12 protein-coding genes are annotated in these 11,576 nt (G+C 74.6%); 9 read left to right on the top strand and 3 right to left on the bottom strand.

All coding sequences use genetic code 11. From position 1 onward, the window contains the following. Positions 1–353 precede the first annotated feature (353 nt). Together O2W53_RS18465 and O2W53_RS18470 are read left to right on the top strand one after the other, a co-directional pair. Positions 354–617: a WhiB family transcriptional regulator gene (locus O2W53_RS18465; RefSeq protein ID WP_269164735.1), complete on the top strand. Its 264-nt coding sequence runs from the start codon at positions 354–356 to the stop codon at positions 615–617. A gap of 157 nt (positions 618–774) precedes the next feature. Beyond that, the gene (locus O2W53_RS18470) at positions 775–1,638 is read left to right on the top strand and encodes a hypothetical protein (RefSeq protein WP_269164538.1); all 864 of its coding nucleotides are present in this window, start codon (positions 775–777) and stop codon (positions 1,636–1,638) included. On the opposite strand, the gene O2W53_RS18475 is transcribed toward O2W53_RS18470, so the two are convergent. Genes O2W53_RS18475 through O2W53_RS18485 form a run of 3 tightly spaced genes read right to left on the bottom strand, consistent with a single transcriptional unit; the run spans position 1,613 to position 4,393 of the window. Further along, positions 1,613–3,085, bottom strand: a complete 1,473-nt coding sequence (locus O2W53_RS18475) for a hypothetical protein (RefSeq protein ID WP_269164539.1) — start codon at positions 3,083–3,085, stop codon at positions 1,613–1,615. The two genes, O2W53_RS18470 and O2W53_RS18475, sit on opposite strands and share 26 nt — an antisense overlap. A 40-nt stretch (positions 3,086–3,125) precedes the next feature. Then, positions 3,126–3,584, bottom strand: a complete 459-nt coding sequence (locus O2W53_RS18480; RefSeq protein WP_036333828.1) for a metallopeptidase family protein — start codon at positions 3,582–3,584, stop codon at positions 3,126–3,128. Between the two features lie 44 nt (positions 3,585–3,628). Next, positions 3,629–4,393 (bottom strand): SDR family NAD(P)-dependent oxidoreductase, encoded by a 765-nt coding sequence (locus tag O2W53_RS18485; RefSeq protein ID WP_269164540.1) that lies wholly within the window; start codon positions 4,391–4,393, stop codon positions 3,629–3,631. Positions 4,394–4,535: 142 nt separating this feature from the next. Between O2W53_RS18485 and O2W53_RS18490 the strand changes: the two genes are divergently transcribed. From O2W53_RS18490 to mtrA, 7 genes are all read left to right on the top strand, one after another. Continuing rightward, on the top strand, positions 4,536–4,886 hold the full coding sequence (locus tag O2W53_RS18490) for a DUF3499 domain-containing protein (RefSeq protein ID WP_036333830.1): 351 nt from the start codon (positions 4,536–4,538) through the stop codon (positions 4,884–4,886). Between the two features lie 80 nt (positions 4,887–4,966). Beyond that, on the top strand, positions 4,967–6,346 hold the full coding sequence (locus O2W53_RS18495; RefSeq protein WP_269164541.1) for a phosphomannomutase/phosphoglucomutase: 1,380 nt from the start codon (positions 4,967–4,969) through the stop codon (positions 6,344–6,346). Further along, a complete protein-coding gene (locus tag O2W53_RS18500; protein WP_269164542.1) occupies positions 6,343–6,558 on the top strand; it encodes a Trm112 family protein in 216 nt (71 codons plus the stop codon). The genes O2W53_RS18495 and O2W53_RS18500 overlap by 4 nt, the downstream gene beginning before the upstream one ends. Next, on the top strand, positions 6,555–7,697 hold the full coding sequence (locus O2W53_RS18505) for an SIS domain-containing protein (RefSeq protein WP_269164543.1): 1,143 nt from the start codon (positions 6,555–6,557) through the stop codon (positions 7,695–7,697). The genes O2W53_RS18500 and O2W53_RS18505 overlap by 4 nt, the downstream gene beginning before the upstream one ends. A 147-nt stretch (positions 7,698–7,844) precedes the next feature. Beyond that, on the top strand, positions 7,845–9,020 hold the full coding sequence (gene manA, locus O2W53_RS18510; protein ID WP_269164544.1) for a mannose-6-phosphate isomerase, class I: 1,176 nt from the start codon (positions 7,845–7,847) through the stop codon (positions 9,018–9,020). 183 nt (positions 9,021–9,203) lie between these two features. Then, positions 9,204–10,688, top strand: a complete 1,485-nt coding sequence (gene ahcY / locus O2W53_RS18515; protein WP_269164545.1) for an adenosylhomocysteinase — start codon at positions 9,204–9,206, stop codon at positions 10,686–10,688. A 178-nt stretch (positions 10,689–10,866) separates the two neighbouring features. Continuing rightward, positions 10,867–11,574 (top strand): MtrAB system response regulator MtrA, encoded by a 708-nt coding sequence (gene mtrA, locus O2W53_RS18520; RefSeq protein ID WP_269164546.1) that lies wholly within the window; start codon positions 10,867–10,869, stop codon positions 11,572–11,574. The last annotated feature ends 2 nt before the right edge of the window (positions 11,575–11,576 follow it).

The following is an 11,576-nucleotide window of genomic DNA, read 5'->3' on the forward strand; positions in this document are numbered from 1 at the left end:
CGGCGGACCCGGGTCGGCCCCGGACGATCTCTACGAAACCGCTCGGTCTCGATGGCAGATGGTGTTCCTGGGCGCGGCGTGTCGGGGTGGTCTGTGACGACCCACGGACGAGTTGTGATCGGTGTGGTCCGTGTGGCGTCGCGATACACCGGCCCGACTTGACCTCGACTCAACGACACGCGTGTAATTCCGATGTCGTCATCAGGCGCTGGCGACTGGGAACCGCCCAGGAGCAGGCGTCGTGACGGAGCGAGAGGGGACGCAACGTGATGGCCGAGGTGTCGTGGTTGAGCGAGCACGAGAGCTCCACAGCAGGGGCCGCACCGGCCTCCTACGGGCGGGACGTGCTGGGCATGGCCGACGTCTTCGACGCCGGCCTCCCGGGCGCGGACGTCGAGGACCAGAGCTGGCAGGAGCGCGCCCTGTGCGCCGAGACCGACCCGGAGGCGTTCTTCCCGGAGAAGGGCGGCTCGACCCGGGAGGCGAAGCGGATCTGCACCGGCTGCGAGGTGCGCGCCGAGTGCCTGGAGTACGCCCTGACCATGGACGAGCGCTTCGGCATCTGGGGCGGGCTCTCCGAGCGCGAGCGTCGCCGCCTCCGCCGCCAGGCCGGCTGACGAAGGACCCACCCGCACCACTGCACCACCCGCTCTCCTCCCGCACGGTCGGCGCAACGACGCGCCGACGAGCAGCCCGGCGAGGCCCTCCCTCGAGCTGATCGCCCGGCCACTCCCCAGCTCTCCACGTCGGGCCCCGTGTGGTCGACTGGAACCCGTGCACACCCGGGTCGTCGACGGCCGCGCCGCCGTGGTCCGCGAGGTCCGCGCCGCTGCGCCCCTCCTGGCCGAACGCGCCGTACCCCTCCCGGCTCGCGGGCCGTGGCTCACCGCCGCGCTGAACGCGCAGGCCGGCCGGCCCTTCGGTCGGGTCCGTCCGCACGCGGTGGTGGTGGAGCGGGACGCCCACAGCCGTCCCGCCGGGGCGGCCCTGTTGTCGTTCCGGCGCCGCGGCGTCGGCACCGTGGTCGGCCTGCTCGGCGCCGAGCCCGGTCCGCTGCCGCCCGGGCGGCCACAGTCCCGGTTCCCCGCGCAGGACGACGACGTCGCCGAACGCCTCGCCGCGGGGGTGATCGGGCTGCTGGACCAGGTCCGTGGCCCGTGGACCCTCCGGCTGGCCGGGCTGCCGCTCGGCGACCCGACGGTGCGGCACCTCGCCGCCGGGCTGCCGGACGCCCAGCTGGCCACCACGCGCAGCCGCCGGCTGATCGACGAGCTGGACAGCGTCGCCGACGTCTCCCGCAGCCGGGACCCGGGCGAGGTCGAGCGCTGGCTGCCGGCCGTGCTCGCGCAGCTGCCTCCCGCCCAGCGGACGTTCGTGCGCGCCGCGGCCCGGCTGCACGCCGCGATCGGTGAGCTGGAGGTCGCCGTCGTCCCGGCGGACGACGGGCCGCGGGCCCTGCTGCTCACCCTGCTCGATCGCGGGGCCGCCGGCGAGGAGCGCTGGCCGTGGTGGGGGACCAGCGAGATCGGGGGCCTGCGCCGCGAGCTCGGTGCACCCTCGGGCACGTTGACCGCTGCCGCCGGCCTCACCCAGCTGGGCCGCCGGGGCGCGCTCAGCCGGGGTGCTGCAGCCGGCTGACCCCACGCTCGGGTGCGGTGGTCGCGCTGTCCAGCCCGATCCGCACGACCCCGGTCGCCGGGGTGGTGCCGTCCCGGCGCGGGCCGTCGGGGGCGATCGAGGCCGCCAGCTGGTACGCCCGCCCGGTGTAGCTGGGCGCGCTGCCGTTCGGGCGCGTGTAGGTGGGGAAGAGGCCGGCCAGCTCGATGCGGTCGCCGTCCCGGGTGACCTGCAGCTCCGGGCTGGCCAGGTCGGCGTACTCGGTGATCGACCGGATGCAGCCGGCGGCCACCGGGTCGGCGGGCGGCTCGGTGGTCAGGCAGTTGTAGGTGGGCAGCCGGACGTGCGCCAGGGCGCGTCGGCCGTCGGTGGTGAGGCTGACGTCGGGGTAGGTGACGGTCAGCCCCACGGCCCGCTCCTCCAGCAGCACGCCGCCGAAGCTCGCCGTGGCCGCGAGCCCGTCCGCGCCCAGCGGCACCGATCGGAACGCGAGGGCGCCGGCGCCCGTCCCGGCGGCCGGCGTGATCGGCGCTGTGACGTCCGGGTCCGGCGCCGTGGGGTTGGGGACGGGCGCGGCGGAGGGTGTGGTGCCGGCCGGCGGGGCGGCCAGGGTGTCGTCCCCGGCCCGGCCGGTGGGGGCGCCGACCGCCACCGCCGCGAGGACCAGCAGCGCTGCGGCCGTCAGGGTGGCGACGGACGCGGTCGTGCGGGAGACGGCGCCGCCGGGTGTCCCGACCGGGACGGCTGTCGCCCCCGTCCGGCTGGTCCGCGGCGGCACGGGTGCGGGGGAGCCGGGCGGGTCCGCCAGGAAGCCGGGCAGGTCGTCGAGCGCCTCGACGCGGGCCTCGGCGTGGCCCTCGGCGTCCGGGCTCCCGGTCGCCCGCCCGGCAGCCCGCCCCCTGGTCAGCAGGATCGAGGCCAGCGCGGCGCACAGCCCGGCGGCGAGGGCCAGCAGCACCGAGACGACCACCCACCGGGCCGTGGCCGACGAGCCGGTGGCGCGGGCGGGCGAGGCCTCCCGACCCGGGTCGACGTCCACGAGCTGCTCGTCGGCGCCCGCCTCGACGAGCCGGCCGACCACCGCGTTGGCGGCGGTCACGGCCGCGTCCCGGTCGGGCAGCGTCACCTGCACCACGACGGTGGCGGTGCCGGGCGGCCGCCCGGCCTCGATGCCCTCCTGGAGCTCGGTGAGCGACACGTCGGCCAGCGCCGGCTCGTCCGCCTGCGCCGCGTCCAGGACGTCGGCCGACCCGGCGAGCGCGGTGTACCGGTCGGCCAGCAGCAGGGCGGCGTCCGCGCCGGCCTCGGTGCGGGGGGTCACGGTCAGGGTCGCGGTGGCCGTCGTCGTCCGGGGCTGGAGGGCGAGCAGCACCAGGCCGGCGGCGAGGACGACCAGGACGGCGAGGACCCCGGTGACGGCTGCCCGCCGGACACCGCGCGGGCCGGACTGCTGGTTCGCTGCGCTCATCTCGGCCCCCAGCATGGCAAAGGGGCCGGGTGCGACCCGGTCAACCGGCGGGGTCGATCTCCTCAGGGTCCCGGCCCAGCAGCACCGCCACCTGGTCCACGACGACGTCCCGCACCAGGTCGGCGAGGTCGTCGCGGTCGGCGGCGCGGATCTCCAGCGGACGGCGGTAGACCACGATCCGGGCCGGGTGCTCCTGCCCGCCCTCCCGGTGCGCGGGCAGCACCCGGGCCAGCGGGACGCTGCCGTCCTCCAGCACGTCGGCGTCCAGCACCACGTCGTCCGGGCTGGTGTGGTCGACCCAGGGGACGTCCTCGACGGCGAACTCGACGCCGGCGAGCTCGCGCTCCCAGCGGCGCTCCAGGTCCTCGACCGCGTCGAGGACCAGGTCGTCGAACTGCTCGGCGCGGCTCCGGGAGAGCGGCACCGTCGGCGGCACGAGACGACCGCGCAGGCCGCGGCCATGACGGTCGCGCCGGGCACGGGCAGGGAGGCGGTCCATCGCGGCAGGAGCCTACGGCCTGCCGGTGCCCCGGCCGCGCCGGATCACCGGGGCATGCGGCGCCAGAGGGGGCGAGGCAGGAGTCGCAGGACCGCCGCGAGCACCCGCAGGGTGCCCGGTACCCAGACCACGGACCGGTCCCGGCGCAGTGCGTCGGCCACGGCTGCGGCGACCTGGGCGGGCGTGCTGGACAGCGGGGCCGGGGACATGCCGGTGGTCATGCGCCCGACCACGAACCCCGGCCGGACGAGCAGCAGCCGGACCCCGGAACCGTGCAGGGCGTCGGTCAGGCCGCTGGCGAAGCCGTCGAGGCCTGCCTTCGCCGAGCCGTAGACGTAGTTGGCCCGGCGCACCCGGACCCCGGCGACCGAGGAGAAGACGACGATGTGCCCTCCACCTGCGGCACGCATCAGCCTGGCCAGGTGGGTGAGCACGGAGACCTGGGCCAGGTAGTCGGTGGAGACGACGGCCAGGGCGTGGGCCGCGTCGACCTCGGCGCGGGCCTGGTCGCCGAGCACCCCGAAGGCGAGCACCGCGACCGTGGTCCTGGGGTCCGTGCCGCCGGCCGGGTCCAGGGCGGTGGCCAGCAGCTGCTCGTGGCCGGCCAGGTCGTCGGCGTCGAACTCCAGCCGCTGCACCGACGTCGCGCCGGCCGCCCGCAGCCGCCCCTCCTCGACCTCGAGCTCGTCGCTGCGTCGGGCGGCCAGCTGCACCCGCCGGGCGCCGTCGCGCACCAGCCGTTCGGCCAGCTCCAGGCCGATCTCGCTGCGCCCGCCGAGCAGCAGCACCGTGTCGGGGCCGGTCGTCATGCTCTCTCCCAGGTCGTGCGGCAGGGGCGGCTGGGTCGGGTGTGCCTGGACGGAGGGGAGGGGATGGACGTGCGCGATCCGGTGCGCCTGCTCCCCAGACGACGCCGGCTGCGGATAGTGTGCCCGGCGTGAGGAACCGGTGGTGAGGCAGTCACGTCGCTGTTCGCGCAGCGGCTGCGCGCAACCGGCGGCAGCCACCTTGACCTACGTGTACGCGGAGTCCACGGCCGTCGTCGGCCCGTTGGCGACCTACTCGGAGCCGCACAGCTACGACCTGTGCGAGTTCCACGCCGAGCGGCTCACCGTGCCGCGGGGCTGGGAGGTCGTCCGCCACGAGATCGACGCCGATGACGCCGGCCCGACCGGCGACGACCTGCTCGCGCTCGCCGACGCGGTCCGCGAGGCCGCGCGCCCGGAGCCCCCGCGCGACCCGGCCGACGACGGCAGCGGCACCCGCCGCGGCCACCTGCGCGTCCTCCCCAACCTCCCCTAGCCGCAGGCGGCCGCACTGCAGGGTCCCGTCGCGAGCCTGCGAGCGGTGGGGGGCAGTGGGGCCCTTATAGGGTCAGCGCCGTGGCAGACCTGACGTCGATCATCAAGGCCTACGACGTGCGCGGAGTCGTCCCGGATCAGTGGGACGAGACCGTCGCCCGCGCCATCGGGACCGCCTTCGCCGAGTTCGTGCACGCCGAGACGGGGGCCACCTCGGTCGTCACCGCCCACGACATGCGCGACTCCTCGGTCCCGCTCTCCCGGGCCTTCGCCGAGGGCGTGCTGTCCCGTGGGGTCGACGTCGTCGAGGCAGGTCTGGGCTCCACCGACATGCTGTACTTCGCCGCCGGTTCGCTGGAGATGCCGGGTGCGATGTTCACCGCCAGCCACAACCCGGCGCAGTACAACGGGATCAAGATGTGCCGGGCGGGGGCCGCGCCGATCGGCCAGGACTCCGGGCTGGTGCAGGTCCGGGAGTGGGCCGAGCAGCTCCTGGAGGGGGCAGCGGTGTTCGACCGTGATCCCGGCCGGGTGGGCACGGTCACCACCCGTGACGTCGCCGTGGAGTACGCCGCCTACCTGCGGGACCTGGTCGACCTCTCCGGCATCCGGCCGCTGAAGGTCGTGGTCGACGCCGGCAACGGGATGGGCGGGCACACCGTGCCGGTCGTGCTCTCCGGCCTGCCGCTGGACATCGTGCCGATGTACTTCGAGCTGGACGGCTCGTTCCCCAACCACGAGGCCAACCCGCTGGACCCGGCCAACCTGGTCGACCTGCAGGCGGGGGTCCGCGAGCACGGCGCCGACATCGGGCTGGCCTTCGACGGGGACGCCGACCGCTGCTTCATCGTCGACGAGCGCGGCGAGCCGGTGAGCCCGTCGGCGATCACCGGGCTGGTCGCCGTCCGCGAGCTCGCCAAGGGCACCGGGACGGTCATCATCCACAACCTGATCACCTCCCGGGCGGTGCCGGAGATCGTGCGCGAGCACGGCGGGGAGCCGGTGCGCACCCGGGTCGGGCACTCCTTCATCAAGGAGGAGATGGCCCGCACCGACGCCGTCTTCGGGGGCGAGCACTCGGCGCACTACTACTTCCGCGACTTCTGGCGGGCCGACACCGGCATGCTGGCCGCGATGCACGTGCTGGCCGCGCTCGGCGAGCAGTCCCGCCCGCTGTCGGAGCTCACCGCCGCCTACGAGCGCTACGCGGCCTCCGGTGAGGTCAACTCCACCGTCGAGGACCAGGCCGGGCGGGTGGCGGCGGTCCGGGAGACCTACGGTGAGCGGGACGGCGTCACCATCGACGACCTCGACGGCCTCACCGTCTCCCTGCCCGACGGGTCGTGGTTCAACCTGCGGGCCAGCAACACCGAACCGCTGCTGCGCCTCAACGTCGAGGCAGCCGATGCGGCGCGGATGGCCGAACTGCGCGACGAGGTACTGGAGATGGTGCGGGCATGAGCGACGACACGCCGGCAGGCGCCACCGACCAGACGCTGGGCATCGAACCGGCCCTCCTGGAGATCCTGGCCTGCCCGGACACCCACCACACGGCGCTGACCGTCGACGTCGAGGCGAGCGAGCTGGTCTGCCCGACCTGCTCCCGGGCCTTCCCGGTGCGTGACGGCATCCCGGTGCTGCTGCTCGACGAGGCCCGGCAGCGCCGCGCATGACCTCGCCCGAGCTCGCCGAGGAGGTCCTCGACGACCTCGACCTGCTGCGTGCCCGCGACCCGCGGGGACTGCTGCCGGCGGTGGCCGGTGCCGGCGCCCAGGTGCGGGAGACCACCCAGCTGACCCGGGAGGCCGGGCTCCAGCGGGCGACCTCGGGGGGCCGCCCGCGGGGGCTGGTGATCGTCGGCCGGCGCGAGGGAGCGGTCGCGGCGTCGGTGCTGCGGGCGCTGCTCGGCCCGGCCAGCCCGGTGACCGTGGACGTCGTCCCCGGCCCGGACCTGCCGGTCTGGATGGGCCCCTCGGACATCGCGGTGGTGGCGACCCGCACCGGCGCCGGTCGGTACGCGGTCACCCCGGCCTACGAGGCCGCGCGGCGCGGTGTCGTGCTGGTCGGCATCGGCGCGGAGGACGCGCCGCTGCACGCGGCGTGCGCCAGCGCCCGGGCGCCGTACGTGCCGCTGCCGGCGTCCCGGGTGCAGCACACCGCACTCTGGTCCCTGCTCACCCCCATGCTGCTGCTCGCCGCCGAGCTCGGGCTGGTCGCGCAGGACGCCGCCGACACCGAACTGGTCGCCGCCGCGCTGGACGAGGCGGCGGCGGAGTGCGGCCCGGCGCGTGAGTCGTTCGTGAACCCGGCGAAGACGCTGGCGCTGGAGCTGCTGGACGCGCTGCCGGTGATCGTCGCCGAGGGGCCGCTGGCCGGGGCCGCCGCCGGCCGCGTCGCCGACCAGCTGGCCACGCTGGCCGGGCTCCCGGTGACCGGTTTCCGGCTGCCCGACCAGCGGGTCGCTGCCCGCACGGTCCTCGGCGGGCCGCTGGCCCCCGCTGAGGGCCAGGACGACTTCTTCCGGGACCGGGCCGACGACGCCGGCCGCCGGCTCCGGCTGATCACCATCCGCGACGCGGACGCCGGCGAGCACGACGGCGGCGAGCGGGACCCGCGCTCGGCCGGCGAGGCCATGGCCGAGGTGCTCCGCACCGCCGCAGCGCACAACGTCCCGGTCAGCGCGCTGGCCGAGCACGCCGAGCCGGAACGCCACCCCCGGCTGGCGCGGCTCGCCCGGCAGCTGGCCGTCGCCGACTTCAGCGCCGTCTACCTGGCGCTGGCCCTGGACCACGAGCGGGCACTGCACCCGTGACCGGCCGGAACCGTCGGTCGATCGGCCGTGGAGCGGCCGGCGACCCGACTGCCCCGCGCGGGTGAGCGCCGTCCCCGTGGGCTCCAGCACGGGCCGGGCCGATCCGACGTCTGTCCCGTGACGTCCCCGCCGGTAACCTCAGCCCCGATGTGGCAGCTCAGCAGTCCGGTGCGGCACTACCCGTGGGGCAGTCGCACGGTCATCCCGCAGCTGCTCGGGCTCCCCTCGCCGGCTGACCAGCCGTACGCCGAGCTGTGGATGGGGGCGCACCCCGACGCGCCCAGCGTGCTCTCCGACGGCCGGACCCTGACCGAGGCGATCGCTGCCGACCCCGCAGGACTGCTCGGCCCGACGGTCCGCGAGCGGTTCGGTGACCGGCTGCCGTTCCTGATGAAGGTGCTCGCGGCGGACAAGCCGCTGTCGCTGCAGGCGCACCCGACCACCCAGCAGGCCGAGACGGGGTTCGCCGCCGAGGAGGCCGCGGGCATCCCGCACGACGACCCCACGCGCACCTTCAAGGACCCCTTCCACAAGCCGGAGATCCTGCTCGCGATCACCCCGGTCGAGGCGCTGTGCGGGTTCCGCCCGGTGGAGGAGTCGCTGCACTGTCTGGCGAAGCTCCAGCTGCCGGAGCTGATGCCGACCATCGCGGCCCTGGCCCGCGGTGGACTGCGGGCCGCCATCCCCCAGTTGCTGGCCCTGTCGAAGCGCCGGCGCGAGTCGCTGGTCCGCGCCGTCGCGGCCCGGGCGGCGTCCTTCGTCGCCGCGCACGACCCCGAGTTCATCAACACCTATCGCTGGGCCGCGACGCTCGCCGGCACCTACCCCGGTGACCCCGGCGTGGTGATCTCGCTGATGTGCAACCACCTCCGGATCGCTCCGGGGGAGGCGGTCTTCCTGCCGGCCGGCAACCTGCACGCCTACCTGTGCGGGGCCGGGATCGAGGTCATGGCGAGCTCGGACAACGTGCTGCGCGGCGGGCTCACGAGCAAGCACGTCGACCTCGCAGCGCTGATCGAGGTGCTGGACTTCACCGACGGCAGGGTGCCGGTGATCCACCCGGTGCTGGGCCCCGGCGGGCTGCGCTACCCGACGCCGGTCGACGACTTCGACCTGACCCGGGTGCAGGTCGACGTCGACCCGGGGGTGCTCACCACGGCGGGGCCGCAGGTGGTCCTGTGCGCGGAGGGCGACGCGGTGCTCACCGGCACGGACGGCGACCTGACGGTGCGGCAGGGGGAGTCGGTGTTCGTACCGGCCGGGCAGGCGGTCACCGCCCGCGGGCCCGCGGTGCTCTACCGCGCCACCACCGCGCTGCGCTGACGAAGGACCCTCCTACCCCCTGCAGTGGGGTCGTTCCAGCACGATCCCGCGCTCGCGGCGGTACCCTGGACGACGGCACGAGCCCCGCCGAAGCCTCGGCATGCTCGCTCGCCCCGCACGAGCGGGGACCACAGCGACCGACAGAGCCCGCCCACCCCGGGCAGGGCCGGACACTGGAGCGACATGACCGCCAGCACTGGCACCCGCACCCTGACCGACGGCGACTTCAAGGTCGCCGACCTCTCCCTGCACGGCTTCGGCCGCAAGGAGATCAGCCTCGCCGAGCACGAGATGCCCGGCCTGATGGCGCTGCGCGCCGAGTACGGGGACGCCCAGCCGCTGGCCGGGGCCCGCATCGCCGGCTCGCTGCACATGACCATCCAGACCGCCGTGCTGATCGAGACGCTGGTCGCCCTCGGCGCCGACGTCCGCTGGGTCAGCTGCAACATCTTCTCCACCCAGGACCACGCGGCCGCCGCGATCGTCGTCGGCGACGGCACCCCCGAGGAGCCGACCGGCGTGCCGGTCTTCGCCTGGAAGGGCGAGACGCTGCCGGAGTACTGGTGGTGCACCCAGCGGCTCTTCGAGTTCACCGACGCCGACGGTACGATCATCGGGCCGAACATGCTGCTCGACGACGGCGGCGACGCGACGCTGCTGGTCCACCTGGGCACCCGCTTCGAGGCCGACGGCGTCGTCCCGGACACCACCGAGGCCGACTCCGAGGAGTACGGCGTCATCCTCGACGCGCTGCGCACCAGCCTGACCGAGGACGACCAGCGCTGGACCCGCATCGGTGCGGCCATCAAGGGCGTCACCGAGGAGACCACCACCGGTGTGCTGCGGCTGTACGAGCTCGCCCGCGAGGGCCGGCTGCTCTTCCCGGCGATCAACGTCAACGACTCGGTCACCAAGAGCAAGTTCGACAACCTCTACGGCTGCCGGCACTCGCTGATCGACGGCCTCAACCGCGCCACCGACGTGATGATCGGCGGCAAGGTCGCCGTCGTCTGCGGCTACGGCGACGTCGGCAAGGGCTGCGCGGAGTCGCTGCGCGGCCAGGGCGCCCGGGTCATCGTCACCGAGATCGACCCGATCAACGCCCTGCAGGCGGCGATGCACGGCTACGAGGTGACCACGCTGGACGAGGTCATCGGCAAGGCCGACATCGTCATCACCACCACCGGCAACAAGGACATCATCTCCGCCGAGCAGCTGGCCTCGACCAAGCACCAGGCGATCATCGGCAACATCGGCCACTTCGACAACGAGATCGACATGGCCGGCCTGGCCCGCACGCCCGGCGTGGTGCGGACGACGATCAAGCCGCAGGTCGACGAGTGGCGGTTCGCCGACGGCCACACGATCATCGTGCTCTCCGAGGGCCGGCTGCTGAACCTGGGCAACGCCACCGGCCACCCCAGTTTCGTGATGAGCGCGTCGTTCTCCAACCAGACGCTGGCCCAGATCGAGCTGTGGGGCAACCGGGCCGCCTACGAGGGCCAGACCCCCGGCGTCACCGTGCTGCCGAAGAAGCTGGACGAGCACGTCGCCCGGCTGCACCTGGACGCCCTCGGGGTGAAGCTCACGACGCTGAGCAAGGTGCAGGCCGACTACCTCGGCGTCCCGGTCGAGGGTCCGTACAAGAGCGACCACTACCGCTACTGAGAAAGGACCCCTTCCCTCCCCACCACTCGCAAGCTCGTGGTGGGCCTCTGGAAGGGGGCCGGCGGCTGGTGACCTCGGACGGTCACCTGCGGCTCTGATCTGCACGTTCCGCCCCGTCCGGGGAGATCTCCCGGGCGGGGCGGACCGCTTCCTGGACTTCGTCGCGCAGAATGGGGCCGTGCCACCTTCAGCTCCCACTTCCGGGACCAGCCGCGGCCGCGTCCTCGTCGTCGACGACGACGCCGCCCTCGCCGAGATGCTGGGCATCGTGCTGCGCCGGGAGGGCTACGACCCGGCGTTCGTCTCCGACGGTGCCCGAGCCGTGGCCACCTTCCAGCAGGTCCGCCCGGACCTGGTGCTGCTGGACCTGATGCTGCCCGGCCGCAACGGCCTGCAGATCTGCGCCGACATCCGCACCCAGTCCGCCGTGCCGATCGTGATGCTGACCGCCAAGGGCGACACCATCGACGTCGTCCAGGGGCTGGAGGCCGGGGCCGACGACTACGTGACCAAGCCGTTCAAGCCGGTCGAGCTGGTCGCCCGGGTGCGTGCCCAGCTCCGCCGCGGGGAGAGCGGGCAGGCGGAGACCCTGGCCATCGGCGACGTCCAGATCGACGTCCCGGCCCATCAGGTCATCCGGGACGACGAGCCGATCGCGCTGACCCCGCTGGAGTTCGACCTGCTGGTGGCCCTCGCCCGCAAGCCCCGTCAGGTCTTCACCCGCGAGCTGCTGCTCGAGCAGGTCTGGGGCTACCGGCACGCCGCCGACACGCGGCTGGTGAACGTGCACGTCCAGCGGCTGCGCGCGAAGGTGGAGCGCGACCCGGAGAAGCCCGAGGTGGTCCTCACCGTCCGCGGCGTGGGCTACAAGGCCGGCCCGCCGTGACC

This window comes from Modestobacter sp. VKM Ac-2978 (genome assembly GCF_026968025.1).
In the GTDB taxonomy this organism is placed as follows: Bacteria; Actinomycetota; Actinomycetes; order Mycobacteriales; family Geodermatophilaceae; genus Modestobacter.

Bases quoted from the DNA above. Each gene is read 5' to 3' on its own strand.
- O2W53_RS18465 (WP_269164735.1), top strand. From the start codon at position 354: ATGGCCGACGTCTTCGACGCCGGCCTCCCGGGCGCGGACGTCGAGGAC.
- O2W53_RS18475 (WP_269164539.1), bottom strand. From the start codon at position 3,085: ATGAGCGCAGCGAACCAGCAGTCCGGCCCGCGCGGTGTCCGGCGGGCA.
- O2W53_RS18480 (WP_036333828.1), bottom strand. From the start codon at position 3,584: ATGGACCGCCTCCCTGCCCGTGCCCGGCGCGACCGTCATGGCCGCGGC.
- O2W53_RS18485 (WP_269164540.1), bottom strand. From the start codon at position 4,393: ATGACGACCGGCCCCGACACGGTGCTGCTGCTCGGCGGGCGCAGCGAG.
- O2W53_RS18500 (WP_269164542.1), top strand. From the start codon at position 6,343: ATGAGCGACGACACGCCGGCAGGCGCCACCGACCAGACGCTGGGCATC.
- O2W53_RS18505 (WP_269164543.1), top strand. From the start codon at position 6,555: ATGACCTCGCCCGAGCTCGCCGAGGAGGTCCTCGACGACCTCGACCTG.
- manA (WP_269164544.1), top strand. From the start codon at position 7,845: ATGTGGCAGCTCAGCAGTCCGGTGCGGCACTACCCGTGGGGCAGTCGC.
- ahcY (WP_269164545.1), top strand. From the start codon at position 9,204: ATGACCGCCAGCACTGGCACCCGCACCCTGACCGACGGCGACTTCAAG.